6 protein-coding genes, 1 tRNA gene and 3 rRNA genes are annotated in these 20,553 nt (G+C 66.0%); 1 reads left to right on the top strand and 9 read right to left on the bottom strand.

Annotated features, from left to right (window positions below; all coding sequences use genetic code 11):
• Nucleotides 1–78: 78 nt before the first annotated feature.
• The 4 genes from STRIP9103_RS34950 to STRIP9103_RS34935 form a co-directional block, all read right to left on the bottom strand.
• Nucleotides 79–945 carry a helix-turn-helix domain-containing protein gene (locus STRIP9103_RS34950; RefSeq protein WP_009329655.1) on the bottom strand — a complete coding sequence of 289 codons (867 nt, stop codon included), beginning with the start codon at nucleotides 943–945 and terminating at the stop codon, nucleotides 79–81.
• Between the two features lie 357 nt (nucleotides 946–1,302).
• Nucleotides 1,303–4,038 carry an FtsK/SpoIIIE family DNA translocase gene (locus STRIP9103_RS34945; protein ID WP_100244064.1) on the bottom strand — a complete coding sequence of 912 codons (2,736 nt, stop codon included), beginning with the start codon at nucleotides 4,036–4,038 and terminating at the stop codon, nucleotides 1,303–1,305.
• A 219-nt stretch (nucleotides 4,039–4,257) separates the two neighbouring features.
• On the bottom strand, nucleotides 4,258–4,941 hold the full coding sequence (locus STRIP9103_RS34940) for a response regulator (protein ID WP_009329663.1): 684 nt from the start codon (nucleotides 4,939–4,941) through the stop codon (nucleotides 4,258–4,260).
• 323 nt (nucleotides 4,942–5,264) lie between these two features.
• Complete coding sequence (locus tag STRIP9103_RS34935) at nucleotides 5,265–10,754, bottom strand: HAMP domain-containing protein (protein ID WP_086019361.1); 5,490 nt, start codon at nucleotides 10,752–10,754, stop codon at nucleotides 5,265–5,267.
• 444 nt (nucleotides 10,755–11,198) lie between these two features.
• Between STRIP9103_RS34935 and STRIP9103_RS34930 the strand changes: the two genes are divergently transcribed.
• Nucleotides 11,199–13,943 (top strand): SpoIIE family protein phosphatase, encoded by a 2,745-nt coding sequence (locus tag STRIP9103_RS34930; protein ID WP_048821529.1) that lies wholly within the window; start codon nucleotides 11,199–11,201, stop codon nucleotides 13,941–13,943.
• 47 nt (nucleotides 13,944–13,990) lie between these two features.
• Here the strand turns inward: STRIP9103_RS34930 and STRIP9103_RS34925 are convergent.
• The 5 genes from STRIP9103_RS34925 to STRIP9103_RS34905 all read right to left on the bottom strand — a co-directional run bounded on the left by STRIP9103_RS34925 (nucleotide 13,991) and on the right by STRIP9103_RS34905 (nucleotide 20,105).
• A tRNA-Thr gene (locus tag STRIP9103_RS34925) sits at nucleotides 13,991–14,063 on the bottom strand.
• Nucleotides 14,064–14,161: 98 nt separating this feature from the next.
• Nucleotides 14,162–14,824 carry a DegT/DnrJ/EryC1/StrS family aminotransferase gene (locus tag STRIP9103_RS34920; RefSeq protein WP_009329661.1) on the bottom strand — a complete coding sequence of 221 codons (663 nt, stop codon included), beginning with the start codon at nucleotides 14,822–14,824 and terminating at the stop codon, nucleotides 14,162–14,164.
• A 114-nt stretch (nucleotides 14,825–14,938) separates the two neighbouring features.
• Nucleotides 14,939–15,055 (bottom strand): 5S ribosomal RNA (gene rrf, locus STRIP9103_RS34915).
• A gap of 91 nt (nucleotides 15,056–15,146) precedes the next feature.
• Nucleotides 15,147–18,267, bottom strand: a 23S ribosomal RNA gene (locus tag STRIP9103_RS34910).
• Between the two features lie 311 nt (nucleotides 18,268–18,578).
• Nucleotides 18,579–20,105 (bottom strand): 16S ribosomal RNA (locus tag STRIP9103_RS34905).
• Together the 16S, 23S and 5S rRNA genes form the textbook arrangement of a ribosomal RNA operon.
• Nucleotides 20,106–20,553: the final 448 nt, after the last annotated feature.

The raw sequence follows: 20,553 nt of genomic DNA, 5'->3' as shown, positions 1-20,553 counted from the left end.
TCCCTTTGCACCGTCTGTCCGTACGCCGTCCGCACGGGCACTGTCCGTACGGACGCGATCGGTATGTCCCCCGGAGGATCAGCCGACCTCGGGGTCACCCTTGGTGTAGGTCAGGCGTTCGACCTGGCCGGGCTGGAAGTCGTCCTCGATCTTCTTGCCGTTGACGTAGAGCTGGACGGCACCGGCGTCGCCGAGGACGAGGTCGATCTTGGAGCTGTCCTGGAAGGTCTTCGACTGGCCCTGCTTGAGGAGGCCGTCCCACAGGAGCCGGCCGTTGTGGTCCTTGGCGGAGATCCAGCTGCGCCCGTCGGAAGCGCTGACCTGGACGGTCACCTTGCCGCGGGGCGCGGCCGCGATGGCGCTGTCGGACGGCTCCGGCTTGGGGTCGGCGTCGGGCTTGTCTGCCTTCGGGGTGCGCGAGGCGGGTTTGCTGGTGGTCGGTGTGGAGCCCTCGACGGCCTGCGTGGAGCCGTCGTCCTCGTCGCCGCCGTTGAACGCGGTGAAGCCGACGAAGCCGATCACCGCGACGATCGCGGCGACCATGGCGGCGGTCCAGTTGGGGCCGCGACGCTCGGGGCGGATCCGTTCCGCCTCGAACAGCGGGGCCGCCGGCGTCGGCGCGGGCCGTCCGCCGCGGGCCTCGTCGTACTGGGCGAGCAGCGGTGCGGGATCGATGCGCACCGCGCGCGCGAGGCTGCGGATGTGACCGCGCGCGTAGACGTCGCCACCGCAGGGGGCGAAGTCATCCTGCTCGATCGCGTGCACGATGGCGATGCGGACCCGGGTGGCGTTGCTGACGTCGTCGACGGTCAGCCCGGCCGCGATGCGTGCCTGCTGGAGGGCACGGCCGATCGAGGGGCGTTCCGCCGCGCGTTCGTCACGGTCGTCTTCGAACGGACGCTCGTCTTCGGGGGAGTTGCCGTCAGGGGAGTTGCCGATGGACACGGGGGCGCCTTTCGAGCGTGTAGCCACCTGTGCTGGAAGTTCAGTCTAGGGGGATTGCGAAAGGGTGGGGCAACCGGGCGGTGGGACTTTGTACGCCATCAGAATGGCCGGACATCCTGGTGGTGTGATGGTGGGACACAAGGCTGTCCCTTCCTCCAACTTGACGTACGCCGAAGGGAAACGGTTGCTCACCATTTCCTTACGGGTAAGTCACGTTCGAATACCCGGATGCCGTAATCCCATCCCTCTTCCTTCCACCATCCCACCCGCGTTCCCCCAACCATCCCACCCGCGTTCCGTCCGCCGGACAACTGGGTTTCCCGCTCTGCGACGCCAGTGCGACCCCGTCCGCGCCCCCTATGCCTCAGTCTCCCCTCGAATGACCGCCAGCACCCCGTCCAGCTCGTCGGGTTTCACGAGGACGTCACGTGCCTTGGAGCCCTCGCTCGGGCCCACGACGCCCCGCGACTCCATGAGGTCCATCAGCCGCCCGGCCTTGGCGAAGCCGACGCGCAGCTTGCGCTGGAGCATGGAGGTCGAGCCGAACTGGGTGGAGACGACGAGTTCCGCCGCCTGACAGAGCAGGTCGAGGTCGTCGCCGATCTCCTCGTCGATCTCCTTCTTCTGCTTGGTGCCCACGGTGACGTCGTCCCGGAAGACGGGCGCCATCTGGTCCTTGCAGTGCTGGACGATCGCCGCGACCTCGTCCTCGGTCACGAACGCGCCCTGCATACGGGTGGGTTTGTTCGCCCCCATCGGCAGGAACAGCCCGTCGCCCTTGCCGATCAGCTTCTCGGCACCGGGCTGGTCGAGGATGACGCGCGAGTCGGCGAGCGAGGACGTGGCGAAGGCGAGCCGGGAGGGCACGTTCGCCTTGATCAGACCGGTGACGACGTCCACCGACGGCCGCTGCGTGGCGAGCACCAGGTGGATGCCGGCCGCCCGTGCGAGCTGGGTGATGCGCACGATCGCGTCCTCGACGTCACGTGGGGCGACCATCATCAGGTCGGCCAGCTCGTCCACGATGACCAGCAGATACGGATACGGCTGGAGTTCGCGCTCACTGCCCTCGGGCAGTTTGACCTTGCCGTTCCTTATGGCCTCGTTGAAGTCGTCGATGTGCCGGAAGCCGAACGCCGCGAGGTCGTCGTAGCGCAGGTCCATCTCGCGCACGACCCATTGGAGCGCCTCGGCGGCCCGCTTGGGATTGGTGATGATCGGCGTGATCAGGTGCGGGATGCCCTCGTAGGCGGTCAGCTCGACCCGCTTGGGGTCGACGAGGACCATGCGCACATCCTCGGGGGTCGCGCGGACCATGATCGAGGTGATCAGACAGTTGATGCAGGACGATTTGCCGGAGCCGGTCGCACCTGCGACGAGCACATGCGGCATCTTCGCGAGGTTGGCCATCACATAGCCGCCCTCGACGTCCTTGCCGAGCGCGACCAGCATCGGGTGGTCGTCCTCGGCCGCGTCCGCGAGGCGCAGTACGTCGCCGAGGTTGACCATCTCGCGGTCGGTGTTGGGGATCTCGATGCCGACGGCGGACTTGCCGGGGATCGGGCTGATGATCCGTACGTCCGGGCTGGCGACGGCATACGCGATGTTCTTGGTCAGCGCGGTGATCCGCTCGACCTTCACCGCGGGGCCCAGCTCGACCTCGTAGCGCGTGACCGTCGGCCCACGGGTGAAGCCGGTGACGGAGGCGTCGACCTTGAACTCGGTGAAGACGTTGGTCAGAGAGGCGACGATCGCGTCGTTGGCGGCGCTGCGCGTCTTGCCGGGGCCGCCCCGCTCCAGGAGGTCGAGCGAGGGCAGGGAGTAGGTGATGTCGCCGGAGAGCTGGAGCTGTTCGGCGCGCGGCGGCAGCTCGCGGGGCTCGTCGGGGGCCTGCTTGGTGAGGTCGGGGACGAGGGCTTCCTGCTTGGGAGTCCTCGGTGCCTTGGCGGCCGGCGGTTCCTGCTTGGGCGCCTTGCCGCGTGCGGCCGGGACGGGCGTGGTCTCCTCGCGGTCCCCGACGCTGACCCCCTGGGTGAGGTCGGCGACCACCGGCGAAGGCGGCATCCCGTGCAGTACCGCCCCGTCGAGCGCGGCGGCTGCCGCAGCGGCCACGTCCACGGCGTCCATCGGCCGGTCCGGGTCGGGCTGCCGTACGGCGGAACGGCGGGGGCGGCGTCGGGAGAGGGCCTCCTGCTCGGCGCCGTCGGGGTCGTACTGCTGGGGGGCGGATCCGCGCCTGCGGGGGCGCCCGGGAAGCGATTCACGCCACTGCTCGTCGTAGCGCGCGTCGTCCTCGCTGTACGCGTCCTCGTCCTTGTCGTCCGCGACGATGCCCAGCTTCTGCCCGAGCAGCCGCAGCCGCTGCGGGATCGCGTTGACCGGGGTCGCGGTGACCACCAGCAGCCCGAAGACCGTGAGCAGCACGAGCATCGCCACGGCGAGGGCCTCGCCCATGGTGTACGTCAGCGGCGTGGCCGTACCCCAGCCGATGAGGCCTCCGGCATCCCTTATCGCCTGCATGCCCTCGCTGCGGACGGGCGATCCGCAGGCGATGTGGACCTGGCCGAGCACCCCGATGACGAGCGCGGACAGGCCGATGACGATACGGCCGTTGGCGTCGGGCTGCTCGGGGTGCCGGATGAACCGTACGGCGATGACCGCGAGCAGTATCGGCACGAGCAGGTCGAGCCGCCCGAAGGCGCCGGTCACGAGCATCTCGACGAGATCGCCCACCGGGCCGCGGAGGTTGGACCAGGTGCCGGCGGCGACGATCAGCGCGAGGGCGAGCAAGAGCAGCGCGACACCGTCCTTTCGGTGCGCCGGGTCGAGATTCTTCGCGCCCTGCCCTATGCCCCGAAAGACGGCGCCGACGGCGTGCGCGACACCGAGCCAGATGGCGCGTACGAGTCTGTACACGCCCCCGGTCGGATTGGGCGCCGGCTTCGGAGGGGCCGCCTTCTTCGCCGCCGCCTTCTTGGCCGGTGCCTTTTTGGCGGCGGCTTTCTTCGCGGGGGCCTTCTTCGCCGGAGCCTTCGTCGGAGCGGCCGCCTTCTTCGCGGGCGGCTTCTTCGCTGCGGACTGACGTGAGGCCATGAGTGTGAGGTTACCGGTGGAGGCCACAGCGGACACGTGTGCCTACTGCTTCACCCGTTCGTGTCGTATGCCTGGAGTGTCAAAGCTGACGGGGCTTGACCGGCCCGTTTTCTGACGGCTTGACCGGCCCGCTTTCTGAAGGTCCGCCGAGCACAACTCGGCCCGGGGCCGGGCCACTTTCGCGACCTGGCCCCCGGCCGTTGCCATGAGGTGTCCCGCTCAGCTCTGCGAGGGCAGGGAGGCGGGGCCGCTCGTGCCCGGCTCCAGGGCGTCCAGCGCCCTGCGGAGGCCTGTGAGTTTGCGCTCCAGATGGGCCGCCGTCGCCACCGCGGCGGCGTCGGCGGACTCGTCGTCGAGTTGTTTGGAGAGCGCCTCGGCCTGCTCCTCGACGGCCGCGAGCCGCGCGGAGAGTTCGGCGAGGATGCCGCCGGAGGGCTCCTTGGAGCCGCCCGCCGCGCCCTTGCCGCCACCCTCCAACTGGAGCCGCAGCAGCGCCGCCTGCTCCCTGAGCTGGCAGTTCTTCATGTACAGCTCGACGAAGACGGAGACCTTCGCGCGCAGCACCCAGGGGTCGAACGGCTTGGAGATGTAGTCGACCGCACCCGCCGCATAGCCACGGAACGTGTGGTGCGGGCCGTGGTTGATGGCGGTGAGGAAGATGATCGGGATGTCACGTGTCCGTTCGCGCCGCTTGATGTGCGCGGCCGTCTCGAAGCCGTCCATCCCCGGCATCTGGACGTCCAGCAGGATGACCGCGAAGTCGTCCGTCAACAGCGCCTTGAGCGCTTCCTCCCCGGACGATGCCCGCACCAGCGTCTGATCGAGCGCGGAGAGAATGGCCTCCAGCGCCAACAGATTCTCCGGCCGGTCATCGACCAGGAGGATCTTGGCCTTCTGCACCATGGCCCGCCCTCCTCGCCCCGGCTTGGGGCCTCCCCTGTCCGCAGGACTCGGTGTGACACCGCTCGGCGCCACCCCAGGGGACGACTCCCTTGCGCCGCCCGTCCTTGTGCCGGTCATCGTAGCCGCACCCCGCCCGTCGCCACACCCTGTCACCGTGATGTCACTGTGCTCGTAGCAGAAACGCAGCGGGGCTCCAGAAGGTTCCCCGAATCCCGCACTTCTACACAGCCCTGGCCACACTCAGTCAGCAACTCCGCGCGCCGTCCACCGCGTTGTGACCACTCTCCCCCAAGCCTCCGACGCCGCCCGCACCGGGACCGCCGTCACTCACCGCGCATCCACTGCTCCATGACCGTCAGCAGATGATCCGGATCGACCGGCTTGGTCACATAGTCGGAGGCGCCCGAGTCGATCGCCTTCTCCCGGTCGCCCTTCATCGCCTTGGCCGTCAACGCGATGATCGGCAGTCCCGCGAACTGGGGCATCCGGCGAATCGCCGTGGTCGTCGCATACCCGTCCATCTCGGGCATCATGATGTCCATCAGGACGACCGTCACGTCGTCGTGCTGCTCCAGGACCTCGATGCCCTCGCGGCCGTTCTCGGCGTACAGCACGGACAGACCGTGCTGCTCCAGGACGCTGGTGAGCGCGAAGACGTTACGGATGTCGTCGTCGACGATGAGCACCTTCTCGCCGTCGAACCGGACGATCGTGCGCGGCTGTGCCGCGGGCTCCTGGTGCGCCGGCACCCACGGTTCCTGCGGCTGCCCGGTCTGTCCCGGCAGCGCCATGGAGCCGTTGGAGGACCTGCGGCGGCGCCTGAAGAGCGCGGCGGCCCCGTTCTGGGTCTCGCGGTACGACTTCACCTCGGCCGGCGTCTCGGCGGACTGGCTCAGCTGCTCGGCCTCGGAGGCCAGCAGCTCCCCGGCCCCGAGGGCGGCGGGCGCGTTGTGCGCGTAGCCCTGCGGAGGCAGTTCGCTCGGGTGCAGCGGCAAATACAGGGTGAAGGTCGAGCCGCGTCCGGGCTCGCTCTGGGCATGGATCTCGCCGCCCAACAGCCGGGCGATCTCCCGCGAGATGGACAGCCCCAGACCCGTACCGCCGTACTTGCGGCTCGTGGTGCCGTCCGCCTGCTTGAACGCCTCGAAGATCACCCGCATCTTGCTGGCCGCGATGCCGATGCCGGTGTCCGTCACCGAGAACGCGATCATGTCGGCGTCCGGGTCGCTCAGCGAGCCCGCCTCCAGCAACTGCTCCCTGATGGCCACCGGCACATCCGCCCCGGCCGGCCTGATGACCAGCTCCACGGCACCCGAATCGGTGAACTTCACCGCGTTGGACAGCAGGTTGCGCAGCACCTGCAGCAGGCGCTGCTCGTCGGTGTGCAGAGTGGCGGGCAGCTCCGGCGAGACGCGTACCGAGAAGTCGAGGCCCTTTTCCGCGGTCAGCGGCCGGAAGGTGGCCTCCACATAGTCGACGAGCTGAACGAGCGCGATCCGGGTCGGCGAGACGTCCATCTTGCCCGCCTCGACCTTCGACAGGTCCAGGATGTCGTTGATCAGCTGCAGCAGGTCGGAGCCCGCCCCGTGGATCGTCTCGGCGAACTCGACCTGCTTGGGCGTCAGGTTCGACTCGGCGTTGTCGGCGAGCAGCTTGGCGAGGATCAGCAGCGAGTTGAGCGGGGTGCGCAGCTCGTGCGACATGTTCGCGAGGAACTCGCTCTTGTAACGCATGGAGACGGCGAGTTGCTCGGCGCGCTCCTCCAGGACCTGCCGCGCCTCCTCGATCTCGGTGTTCTTGACCTCGATGTCGCGGTTCTGCCGGGCCAGCAGCTCGGCCTTCTCCTCCAGTTCGGCGTTGGACGCCTGGAGGGCCTTCTGCCGGTTCTCCAACTCGTCCGACCGCTCCCGCAGTTGCTCGGTCAGCTCCTGCGACTGCTTCAGCAGCACCTCGGTCTTGGTGTTGACGGAGATGGTGTTGACGCTCGTCGCGATCATCTCGGCGATCTGGTTCAGGAAGTCCTTCTGGATCTGCGTGAAGGAGTTGAACGACGCCAGCTCGATGACACCGAGGACCTTCCCCTCGAAGAGCACGGGAAGCACGATGACCTGCGCCGGAGGCGCCTCACCGAGCCCGGAGGAGATCTTCAGATACCCGCTCGGCGCGTTCTCCACCAGGATCGTGCGCTTCTCCTTGGCAGCCGTCCCGACCAGCGCCTCCCCCGGACGGAACGACGTCGGCATGGAGCCCATGGAGTAGCCGTACGAGCCGAGCATGCGCAGCTCGTAGTGATCCTCGCTGTTCGGGGCCAGGTCCTGGCCGTCGACCAGCGGCATCGCCAGGAAGAACGCGCCGTGCTGGGCGGAGACCACCGGGGTCAGCTCGCTCATGATCAGCGAGGCCACGTCGTCGAGGTCCCGGCGGCCCTGCATCAGGGCGGAGATACGGGCGAGGTTGCCCTTGAGCCAGTCCTGCTCCTGGTTGGCGATCGTGGTGTCACGCAGGTTGGCGATCATCTTGTTGATGTAGTCCTGCAACTCCTTGATCTCGCCGGACGCGTCGACGTCGATCTTGAGGTTCAGGTCGCCCCGGGTCACCGCGGTGGCCACGCGTGCGATGGCACGCACCTGCCGGGTCAGGTTCCCGGCCATCTCGTTCACCGACTCCGTGAGGTCCCGCCAGGTGCCGTCGACGTCGCGCACGCGCGCGAGGCCGCCCAACTGGCCCTCGGTACCCACCTCGCGGGCCACCCGGGTGACCTCCTCGGCGAACGAGGACAGCTGGTCGACCATCGTGTTGATGGTGGTCTTCAGCTCCAGGATCTCGCCGCGCGCGTCGATGTCGATCTTCTTGGTCAGGTCACCCTTGGCGATGGCGGTGGTGACCATCGCGATGTTGCGGACCTGCCCGGTGAGGTTGGACGCCATCGAGTTCACGGACTCGGTGAGGTCCTTCCACGTGCCGGCCACACCCGGTACGTGCGCCTGACCGCCGAGGATGCCGTCCGTGCCCACCTCGCGGGCCACCTTGGTGACCTGGTCGGCGAACGAACTGAGCGTCTTCACCATGCTGTTGAAGGTGTCGGCGAGCTGCGCGACCTCGCCGCGCGCCTCGATCGTCACCGTACGGGTGAGGTCGCCGTTGGCCACGGCTGCGGCGACCTGGGAGATGTTCCGCACCTGCATGGTCAGGTTGTTGGCCATCAGGTTCACATTGCCGCTGAGGTCCTTCCAGATGCCGGTGACGCCCGGTACGTGCGCCTGGCCGCCGAGGATGCCCTCGGTGCCCACCTCACGGGCCACCCGGGTCACCTGCTCGGCGAAGGACGACAGCTGGTCGACCATCGTGTTGACGGTGGTGACGAGTTCGAGGATCTCGCCCTTCGCGTCGACGGTGATCTTCTTCGACAGATCGCCCTTGGCGACGGCGGTCGTGACCTCGGCGATCTGACGCACCTGGATGGTCAGGTTGTTCGCCATGAAGTTCACGGACTGGGTGAGGTCCTTCCAGGTGCCTGCCACCCCTGGTACGTGCGCCTGGCCGCCGAGTTGGCCCTCCGTGCCCACCTCACGGGCCACGCGGGTGACCTCCTCCGCGAACGACGACAGCTGGTCCACCATCGTGTTCAGCGTGTTCTTGAGCTCCAGGATCTCGCCGCGCGCGTCCACGGTGATCTTCTGGGACAGGTCACCGCGGGCCACGGCCGTGGCGACCTGGGCGATGTTCCGCACCTGGTCGGTCAGGTTGCCCGCCATGCTGTTCACGGACTCGGTGAGGTCGCGCCACACACCGGCGACCCCGGGCACCTGCGCCTGACCGCCGAGCCGCCCCTCGGTACCCACCTCGCGGGCCACCCGGGTCACCTGGTCCGCGAACGACGACAGCTGGTCGACCATCGTGTTGATGGTGTTCTTCAGCTCCAGGATCTCGCCGCGCGCGTCGACGTCGATCTTCTGGGAGAGGTCACCGCGGGCCACGGCCGTCGTCACCTGGGCGATGTTCCGCACCTGGGTGGTGAGATTGCCGGCCATCGAGTTGACGGAGTCGGTGAGTTCCTTCCAGGTGCCGGACACACCGTCCACACGGGCCTGACCGCCGAGGCGGCCCTCCGTACCCACGTCCCGGGCCATCCGCGTCACCTGGTCGGCGAACGACGACAGCTGGTCCACCATCGTGTTCACGGTGTTCTTCAGTTCGAGCATCTCGCCCGCGACATCCACGGTGACCTTCTGCGAGAGGTCGCCGTTGGCCACGGCGGTCGTGACCGCCGCGATGTTCCTCACCTGTCCGGTGAGATTCCGGAACGCCGTGTTGACGGAGTCCGTCAGGTCCTTCCACGTCCCGGCCGCGCCCGGCACCTGCGCCTGGCCGCCGAGCCGCCCCTCGGCACCGACCTCGTTGGCCACGCGCGTGACCTCGGCACCGAACGCGGAGAGCTGGTCGACCATCCCGTTGACGGTGTTCTTCAGCTCCAGCATCTCGCCGGCCACGTCCACGGTGACCTTCTGGGAGAGGTCACCGTCGGCCACGGCGGTCGTCACCGCCGCGATGTCCCGGACCTGAGTGGTGAGGTTCCTGAAGACCGTGTTCACCGAATCGGTGAGGTCCTTCCACGTCCCGGCCGCGCCCGGCACCTGCGCCTGGCCGCCGAGCCGCCCCTCGCCACCGACCTCGTTGGCCACCCGCGTGACCTCGTCGGCGAAGATCCGCAGCGTCTCGGTCATCTGGTTGATCGTCTCGGCGAGCTTGGCCACCTCGCCACGCGCCGGAACGGTCACCTTCTGCGACAGATCGCCGTTGGCGACCGCGGTGGTGACCTGGGCGATCCCTCGCACCTGCGCGGTGAGATTGCCGGCCATGGTGTTCACCGAATCGGTGAGTTCCTTCCACACACCGGCCACACCCGGCACCTCGGCCTGACCGCCGAGCTGCCCATCGGTGCCCACCTCACGGGCGACTCGGGTCACCTCGGAGGAGAACGCGGAGAGCTGGTCGACCATCGTGTTGACGGTCACCTTCAGTTCGAGCATCTCGCCGGCCACGTCGACCGTGACCTTCCGCGACAGATCGCCCTTGGCGACCGCGGTCGTCACCAGCGCGATGTCCCTCACCTGTGCGGTGAGCCGATACGCCATCGTGTTGACGGACTCGGTCAGGTCCTTCCACGACCCGGACATCCCGCGCACCCGCGCCTGCCCGCCCAGCTTGCCCTCGGTGCCGACATCGCTGGCCAGCCGCATGACCTCGTCGGTGAACGTCGACAGTTGATCGACGAGGTTGTTGACCGTCCGCGCGACCTTCAGGAACTCCCCGCGCAACGGATGGCCACTGCCGTCACCGGCCGGCGTCCGCAGCTCCATACGCGGCGACAGATCACCCTCCGCGACCGCCGACAGCACCCGGCTGACCTCGGAGACGGGGCGTACCAGGTCGTCGACCAGCGCGTTCGAGGCGTCGATCGCGGCGGCCCAGGACCCCTCACTCGCGCCCGTCTCCAGCCGCTCGGTGAGCTTGCCCTCACGCCCCACCATGCGCCGCACCCGCGACAACTCGCCGGTCAGATGCAGGTTCCGGTCCGCGACCTCGTTGTAGACGGCGGCGATCTCGGCCATGACGCCGTCGCCCGAAACGGTCAGCCGCTTGCGGAAGTTGCCGTCCCGCATGGCCTCCAGCGCCGTCAACAGCCGGTTCAGGGCAGCCGTGTCCACGGTGGTGGTCCCATTGCGCGATTTGCGAGGTTTGCGCTGGTCGCCCAGGGATTGTCCGCCTTTCGCGCGCGCCTTGTTGCCCCGCGCCGCTACGCCAGACTCCACTGTGTCCCTCCCGCAAGGGTCGACCGTTCCTGCTCGACGTACTTCGCCGTACTCGTACGTGTCGCACTGCTCGCACGACAACGCACCACTTGTCCCGCTGGCACCACTCGCACTGCTCGTACCACGCGTACGGGTTCGTACGCGGATACTTCTGCTCGGCAGACCGGCTGCCACTCCCCGGGCACACTGGGAAGGTACTCGGCCTGCCCAGACCTTCTCCTGGAAGCCTGCCCAGTGTTTCACCATGGTTGAACCAGGCCATAACAGTTCGGCAGCTTCGTACACGGTCCGCACACCTCCGGGCGGAAACACAGACGACCGGCATCCGCATGGACGGCGAAGGTAAGTAACCTTGCATGCGGCTGTCCAGCCATGCCGGTCCCGTCCGGCCTGGGCGGTGGCGCACGAGCACGAGCGGGCAGGCATCGGAGGGGCGGCCGCACCATGACCACCGGACTGCATCCTGGGGAAGCCCCCCAGGACCCCAGGCCGACGGATAACAAGCCTCTGCCACGGCAGGAGGTCGGCCGCGGGTCCCCGCACGTCGAGAACCGGACAAGGAGTTCTGTGATCACCGCGCGCGCGGCCGCCAGCTTCGAAGCCGTCTCACGATCCGTCGCGACCGCCCGCTCGTTCGTCCGCGACACCCTCCAGGGCTGGGGATTCGCCGACATCGTCGACGACGCCGTGGTGCTCACCAGCGAACTGGTCACCAACGCGGTCATCCACGCGGGCACCTCCGCCGACGTCCTCTGTCTGCGCAGCGACGACGGCGTCCGCATCGAGGTCGCCGACCGCTATCCCGAACGCGAGATCCCCCTCCAGACCACGCCCGTCAACATGGGCAGCCCCGACCGCGAGGGCGGACGCGGCCTCCAGCTGTGCGCGGCCATGGCCGGCCGCTGGGGCGTCGAGTACACGCCCACGCACAAGCAGGTCTGGTTCCAACTCGACCTCCCCGACCGCCCGGTGGGCACCCGCACGGCCGGCCCGTCCCTCCCCGCCGACCTCCTCCCACTCGCCGACGGCCGGGTCCGCGTCGCCGTCGTACAGATCGATCGCGTCGGCGCGATCGGCTCCTGGAACGAGGACGCCGAGGAACTCTTCGGATACGCCCCCGACCAGGTCATCGGCAAGCCCCTCACCGACCTCGCCGCCTGGCCGCACACCCCCGGCACCAGCACCGGCGTCGCCGAGGCCCTCCAACTCTCCCGCTGGGAGGGCAGCTACGGCATCCGCGACGCGGCCGGCCGTGTGATCCCGGTCTACGCCTCCCACCTCCGGGTACGCGACACAGCGGGCGAGCCCTCCACGGTCTGCCTGCTCGTACGGGACCACGAGCGCGCCGTCCTCCAGACCCCGCTCCGCGTCCCGTCCGGCGACTCGACCGGCTCCGGCGAGGGCCAGGCCACGGACCCCTTCGAGGTCTTCATCGGCTCCCCGGCCCCGGACGACCTCGACGGCCTGCTCCAGCGCACGGTCGAACGCGCACGCGACATGCTCGACGGCGACTCCGCCTTCCTGCTCCTCGCCACCGACGACGAGACCGAACTGGAGGTACGGGCCTCCACCGGCCTCCCCTCGGCCCGTCAGCGCTTCGCCCGCGTCCCGGTCGAGGCCGGCCCCGGTCGCTACGGCTCGGCCCGTATGCCCGCCGTCCACGACGACCTCGCGGCCGTCCCCGGCGCCGTACCGCTGCTGAGCGGCACCGGCATGCGCTCGGTCGTCACGGTCCCCCTCAAGGTCGAGGGCCGCCTCACCGGCTCCCTCGGCGTCGCCGCCGAGGCACCGGGCCGCTACTCCAACGAGGAGGCCCTGCGCCTCCAGTTCGCCGCCGACCGCATCGCACTAGCGGTCGAGTCGGCCCGCCTCGGCGAACTCGAACGCCTGCGCCGAGGCTCCCTGTCCTTCCTCGTCGAGGCCTCCGACCTCCTCGCAGGCACCCTGGACCGCGACCAGACCCTGGCCCTGATGGCCCAGATGACGATCCCGACCCTCGCCACCTGGTGCGCGGTCTACACGATCGCCGACCAGGCCTCGGACCCGTACCTGTCGTACGTCCTCCACGAGGACGAGGACCTCATCGACGGTCTCAAGGCCCTCCTCGCCAAGATCCCGCCGCCGGAGCCGATCCCCACCCCGGGCGCCCGTGTCTGGACGGCCCCCGCCGAGGCGGCCCACCACGCGGCCCTGCGCACCTCGATGCGCAGCCTGGGCCTCGGCGAGCCCGCCACGGTCAGCTCCGGCATCGGTACGACGCTGGCCACGGCCTCTGCGGTGGGCGGCGAGACGGTCGTCCTGCCCCTCGTGGCCCGCAACCGCGTCATCGGCATGCTGACCCTCGGCAAACCGACGGACGAGCACTTCCGCCAGGAGATCCTGGAGCTGGCCGAGGACCTCTCCCGCCGGGCCGCCCTCGCCCTGGACAACGCCCGCCTGTACTCGGAGCGCGTGGCCATCAGCCAGTCCCTCCAGCGCAGCCTCCTGCCGCCTGAGCTCCCAGAGATCGACGGCGTCGAGGTCGAGGTCATCTACCGCGCGGCCGGCGAGGGCAACGAGGTCGGCGGCGACTTCTACGACATCTTCCCGATCCGCGACGGCGCGTACGGCTTCGCCATCGGCGACGTCTGCGGCACGGGCCCGGAGGCCGCCGCGGTCACCGGCCTGGCCCGCCACGCCCTGCGCCTGCTCGCCCGAGAGGGCTACGGCGGCCCCGCGGTCCTGGAGCGCCTCAACTCCGCCATCATCGACGAGGGCGCCCGCAGCCGCTTCCTGACGCTCCTCTACGGCGAGTTGTGGCCCCAGGAGGACGGCAGCGCCGTACTGAAGGTCGTCTGCGCCGGCCACCCGCTGCCCCTGCGCCTCCGCCAGGACGGCACGGTCGAACCCGCCGCCGAACCCCAGGCCCTCCTCGGTGTCATGGAGGACCTGGAGCTGTACGAGCAGACGGTCACCCTCGATCCCGGCGACGTGCTCCTGTGCGTCACGGACGGCGTCACCGAACGCCGCGAGGGCACACGCATGTTGGGCGACGACGGCCTCACCGAGGTCCTCACGACCTGCACGGGACTCACCGCCGGCGCGGTCGCGGCCCGCGTCATGCGCGCCGTCGAACGCTTCGCCTCCGACGCCCCGTCCGACGACATGGCGATCCTCGCGATGCGCGTACCGGGCCTTCCGCAGGACTGAGTGGGCATGAGAAAGGCCCCGCCCGATCGGGCGGGGCCTTTTGGCTGAGCCCCCAAACGGAATCGAACCGTTGACCTTCTCCTTACCATGGAGACGCTCTGCCGACTGAGCTATAGGGGCCTGTTGCCTTTTTGAGGCTTCCCTCGCGGCAACGGAATAGATCATACCCCGAACAGACCTGTGCTCCCAAACCAAGCTCGGGCTTTCGGCGGGGCGTCTCAGAACGCCGGTTGCAGCAGTCCACCGAGCGCGTTGCAGGCGGACACCAGCCGATTGAGTTCCCGCCGCGACATCCTGCCGCCGATGGGCAGCGCCAGCGTCTCGTCGGCGGCCCGCTCGGTCTCCGGCAGACACACGTCCCGCCGGAACCCGGGCATCCGGTGCACGGGGGTCTTCACCGGCACGCTGCACTCAATTCCCTTGGCGCGAATGGCCCGTGCGAAGGCGTCCCGGTCCGGCCGCCCATTGCCCGGCACCCGCACGACGTACTGCTGGAACGTATGCCCGTCACCCCCGTCGGGAGTCCATACGCCCTTCAGCTTCGAACTGAGATACGTGGCCCGCTGCCGACGCTCCCCGACCTCGCTGTACGGCGTCTCCGACTCCCCCTGCTCCAGCACCAACAGCCCGTGCCGCTGGCCCACATCGCGCAGTCGCGCGATGTCAGCCGACCGACCGAAGCGGTGTACGACGACGATCGCCACCGTCCGCGAAGTCACCACGGCCTCGACAGCCGAGGCATCCAGGCAGTACGTCACCGGGTCTATGTCGGCGAAGACCGGTACTGCCCCCGCCAGGCTCACCGCCTCGGCTACCTCCGGATTCCCGAACGCCGGCACGATCACCTCGTCACCGGCGCCGATCCCTGCGGCCCTGAGCATTCCAACGGTACCCATAGCGCGGATCTTTGACGCGGAACGTGAACACCAAGTGACGCACAACAAAAAAGAGCTGGTCCCCGAACCGAAGTTCAGAGACCAGCTCTTTCAATATTTGTTCGGCGGTGTCCTACTCTCCCACAGGGTCCCCCCTGCAGTACCATCGGCGCTGTAAGGCTTAGCTTCCGGGTTCGGAATGTAACCGGGCGTTTCCCTCACGCTATAACCACCGAAACACTATGAAACTGTCAACACCCGCACCGCCACCACACGGGCAACGGGGTCGTTCGTGGTTTCAGAACCAACACAGTGGACGCGAGCAACTGAGGACAAGCCCTCGGCCTATTAGTACCGGTCACCTCCACACGTTACCGTGCTTCCAGATCCGGCCTATCAACCCAGTCGTCTACTGGGAGCCTTACCCCATCAAGTGGGTGGGAGTCCTCATCTCGAAGCAGGCTTCCCGCTTAGATGCTTTCAGCGGTTATCCCTCCCGAACGTAGCCAACCAGCCATGCCCTTGGCAGAACAACTGGCACACCAGAGGTTCGTCCGTCCCGGTCCTCTCGTACTAGGGACAGCCCTTCTCAAGACTCCTACGCGCACAGCGGATAGGGACCGAACTGTCTCACGACGTTCTAAACCCAGCTCGCGTACCGCTTTAATGGGCGAACAGCCCAACCCTTGGGACCGACTCCAGCCCCAGGATGCGACGAGCCGACATCGAGGTGCCAAACCATCCCGTCGATATGGACTCTTGGGGAAGATCAGCCTGTTATCCCCGGGGTACCTTTTATCCGTTGAGCGACGGCGCTTCCACAAGCCACCGCCGGATCACTAGTCCCGACTTTCGTCCCTGCTCGACCCGTCGGTCTCACAGTCAAGCTCCCTTGTGCACTTACACTCACCACCTGATTGCCAACCAGGCTGAGGGAACCTTTGGGCGCCTCCGTTACCCTTTGGGAGGCAACCGCCCCAGTTAAACTACCCATCAGACACTGTCCCCGATCCGGATCACGGACCCGGGTTAGACATCCAGCACGACCAGACTGGTATTTCAACGACGACTCCCACCGAACTGGCGTCCGATGCTCACAGTCTCCCAGCTATCCTACACAAGCCGAACCGAACACCAATATCAAACTGTAGTAAAGGTCCCGGGGTCTTTCCGTCCTGCTGCGCGAAACGAGCATCTTTACTCGTAGTGCAATTTCACCGGGCCTATGGTTGAGACAGTCGAGAAGTCGTTACGCCATTCGTGCAGGTCGGAACTTACCCGACAAGGAATTTCGCTACCTTAGGATGGTTATAGTTACCACCGCCGTTTACTGGCGCTTAAGTTCTCAGCTTCGCCACCCCGAAGAATGACTAACCGGTCCCCTTAACGTTCCAGCACCGGGCAGGCGTCAGTCCGTATACATCGCCTTACGGCTTCGCACGGACCTGTGTTTTTAGTAAACAGTCGCTTCTCGCTGGTCTCTGCGGCCACCCCCAGCTCAGGATGTAAAACCCATCACCGGGTGTGGCCCCCCTTCTCCCGAAGTTACGGGGGCATTTTGCCGAGTTCCTTAACCATAGTTCACCCGAACGCCTCGGTATTCTCTACCAGACCACCTGAGTCGGTTTAGGGTACGGGCCGCCATGAAACTCGCTAGAGGCTTTTCTCGACAGCATAGGATCATCCACTTCACCACAATCGGCTCGGCATCAGGTCTCAGCCACACGCACGACGGATTTACCTATCGCACGGCCTACACCCTTACCCCGGGACAACCACCGCCCGGGATGGACTACCTTCCTGCGTCACCCCATCACTCACCTACTAACCGCTTGGACCGGCGGCTCCACCACTCCCCTCAACTCCGAAGAGATCAGGGCGGCTTCACGGCCTTAGCATCACGATGCTCGATGTTTGACGCTTCACAGCGGGTACCGGAATATCAACCGGTTATCCATCGACTACGCCTGTCGGCCTCGCCTTAGGTCCCGACTTACCCTGGGCAGATCAGCTTGACCCAGGAACCCTTGGTCAATCGGCGCAAACGTTTCTCACGTTTGTATCGCTACTCATGCCTGCATTCTCACTCGTCAACCGTCCACAACTACCTTCCGGTGCTGCTTCACCCGGCAGACGACGCTCCCCTACCCATCCCAGCAGGCGTTGGCCCTCACACTGGAATGACACGACTTCGGCGGTACGCTTGAGCCCCGCTACATTGTCGGCGCGGAATCACTAGACCAGTGAGCTATTACGCACTCTTTCAAGGGTGGCTGCTTCTAAGCCAACCTCCTGGTTGTCTCTGCGACTCCACATCCTTTCCCACTTAGCGTACGCTTAGGGGCCTTAGTCGATGCTCTGGGCTGTTTCCCTCTCGACCATGGAGCTTATCCCCCACAGTCTCACTGCCGCGCTCTCACTTACCGGCATTCGGAGTTTGGCTAAGGTCAGTAACCCGGTAGGGCCCATCGCCTATCCAGTGCTCTACCTCCGGCAAGAAACACACGACGCTGCACCTAAATGCATTTCGGGGAGAACCAGCTATCACGGAGTTTGATTGGCCTTTCACCCCTAACCACAGGTCATCCCCCAGGTTTTCAACCCTGGTGGGTTCGGTCCTCCACGAAGTCTTACCTCCGCTTCAACCTGCCCATGGCTAGATCACTCCGCTTCGGGTCTTGAGCGCGCTACTACACCGCCCTGTTCGGACTCGCTTTCGCTACGGCTACCCCACCCGGGTTAACCTCGCAACACACCGCAAACTCGCAGGCTCATTCTTCAAAAGGCACGCAGTCACGAGATGAAAGCAAGCTTCCATCCGACGCTCCCACGGCTTGTAGGCACACGGTTTCAGGTACTATTTCACTCCCCTCCCGGGGTACTTTTCACCATTCCCTCACGGTACTATCCGCTATCGGTCACCAGGGAATATTTAGGCTTAGCGGGTGGTCCCGCCAGATTCACACGGGATTTCTCGGGCCCCGTGCTACTTGGGTGTCTCTCCAACGAGCCGTACAGATTTCAGCTACGGGGGTCTTACCCTCTACGCCGGACCTTTCGCATGTCCTTCGCCTATCCATACGGTTTCTGACTCGTCCCACGGCCGGCAGACCGTGAAAAAGAGATCCCACAACCCCCACGACGCAACCCCTGCCGGGTCTCACACGCCATAGGTTTGGCCTCATCCAGTTTCGCTCGCCACTACTCCCGGAATCACGGTTGTTTTCTCTTCCTGCGGGTACTGAGATGTTTCACTTCCCCGCGTTCCCTCCACTTGCCCTATGTGTTCAGGCAAGGGTGACAGCCCATGACGACTGCCGGGTTTCCCCATTCGGACACCCCCGGATCAAAGCCTGGTTGACGACTCCCCGGGGCCTATCGCGGCCTCCCACGTCCTTCATCGGTTCCTGGTGCCAAGGCATCCACCGTGCGCCCTTAAAAACTTGGCCACAGATGCTCGCGTCCACTGTGCAGTTCTCAAACAACGACCAACCACCCGTCACACACCACATCACGCGGTGCTGCACCGGGGCCGGCATCGTGAAGGGCGAGCAACGCTCGCACCCTCAGACACCCAACAGCGTGCCCGGCACGGTCAGCCGACCAGATCAGCGTTCCACGCCCCCAGCAGGGGCAGTACTAGCGCCTGGTCCGTCCCGACCGTGCCGAATAATCAACGTTCCACCCATGAGCTGACCACCGCCAGACATTCGCTGGCGTAGTGGCTCTGGCTGCCTCGCGGCAGCTAGATGCTCCTTAGAAAGGAGGTGATCCAGCCGCACCTTCCGGTACGGCTACCTTGTTACGACTTCGTCCCAATCGCCAGTCCCACCTTCGACAGCTCCCTCCCGCAAGGGGTTGGGCCACCGGCTTCGGGTGTTACCGACTTTCGTGACGTGACGGGCGGTGTGTACAAGGCCCGGGAACGTATTCACCGCAGCACTGCTGATCTGCGATTACTAGCAACTCCGACTTCATGGGGTCGAGTTGCAGACCCCAATCCGAACTGAGACAGGCTTTTTGAGATTCGCTCCGCCTCACGGCTTCGCAGCTCATTGTACCTGCCATTGTAGCACGTGTGCAGCCCAAGACATAAGGGGCATGATGACTTGACGTCGTCCCCACCTTCCTCCGAGTTGACCCCGGCAGTCTCCTGTGAGTCCCCACCACCCCGAAGGGCGTGCTGGCAACACAGAACAAGGGTTGCGCTCGTTGCGGGACTTAACCCAACATCTCACGACACGAGCTGACGACAGCCATGCACCACCTGTACACCGACCACAAGGGGGACCCTGTCTCCAGGGTTTTCCGGCGTATGTCAAGCCTTGGTAAGGTTCTTCGCGTTGCGTCGAATTAAGCCACATGCTCCGCTGCTTGTGCGGGCCCCCGTCAATTCCTTTGAGTTTTAGCCTTGCGGCCGTACTCCCCAGGCGGGGAACTTAATGCGTTAGCTGCGGCACCGACGACGTGGAATGTCGCCAACACCTAGTTCCCACCGTTTACGGCGTGGACTACCAGGGTATCTAATCCTGTTCGCTCCCCACGCTTTCGCTCCTCAGCGTCAGTAATGGCCCAGAGATCCGCCTTCGCCACCGGTGTTCCTCCTGATATCTGCGCATTTCACCGCTACACCAGGAATTCCGATCTCCCCTACCACACTCCAGTCTGCCCGTATCGAATGCAGACCCGGGGTTAAGCCCCGGGCTTTCACATCCGACGCGACAGACCGCCTACGAGCTCTTTACGCCCAATAATTCCGGACAACGCTCGCGCCCTACGTATTACCGCGGCTGCTGGCACGTAGTTAGCCGGCGCTTCTTCTGCAGGTACCGTCACTTGCGCTTCTTCCCTGCTGAAAGAGGTTTACAACCCGAAGGCCGTCATCCCTCACGCGGCGTCGCTGCATCAGGCTTGCGCCCATTGTGCAATATTCCCCACTGCTGCCTCCCGTAGGAGTCTGGGCCGTGTCTCAGTCCCAGTGTGGCCGGTCGCCCTCTCAGGCCGGCTACCCGTCGTCGCCTTGGTGAGCCGTTACCTCACCAACAAGCTGATAGGCCGCGGGCTCATCCTTCACCGCCGGAGCTTTCCACGCACATCGGATGCCCGAGCGCGTCGTATCCGGTATTAGACCCCGTTTCCAGGGCTTGTCCCAGAGTGAAGGGCAGATTGCCCACGTGTTACTCACCCGTTCGCCACTAATCCCCACCGAAGCGGTTCATCGTTCGACTTGCATGTGTTAAGCACGCCGCCAGCGTTCGTCCTGAGCCAGGATCAAACTCTCCGTGAATGTGTACCGGTAATCCGGTGCGCACACACGAGAGCGGAACCACCGGAGGAATGATCCGATGGTTCACAGCGTCCTCGCTGTGTTTGTTTCAAAGGAACCTCGACCACCGGAAATGTTTCCGGCAGACGGGGTATCAACATATCTGGCGTTGATTTTTGGCACGCTGTTGAGTTCTCAAGGAACGGACGCTTCCTTCGTACTCACCCGAGCCGTTTCTCTCGAGCTTTCCTCCGGGCGCTTCCCTTCGGTCTTGCGTTTCCGACTCTACCAGATCTTTTTCCGATCCGATTTCCTCGGTGCTTTCCAGGTTTCCGCTTCCGCGTTTCCCTTTCCGGCGGCTCCGACTTTATCAGAAGTTCTGAGTCGGAATTTCCGCCCGGCTTGGGTGGCTCCTGGCGCACAGTTGCGTCGGGTTCCCCCTGGGCGGAGCCGTAAACGTACTGGAGCG

It is taken from the genome of Streptomyces ipomoeae 91-03 (assembly GCF_000317595.1).
GTDB classification, from domain to species: Bacteria; Actinomycetota; Actinomycetes; order Streptomycetales; family Streptomycetaceae; genus Streptomyces; species Streptomyces ipomoeae.
The sequence above is the reverse complement of the archived record's forward strand: the minus strand, read 5'-3'. Positions and strand labels throughout refer to the sequence as shown.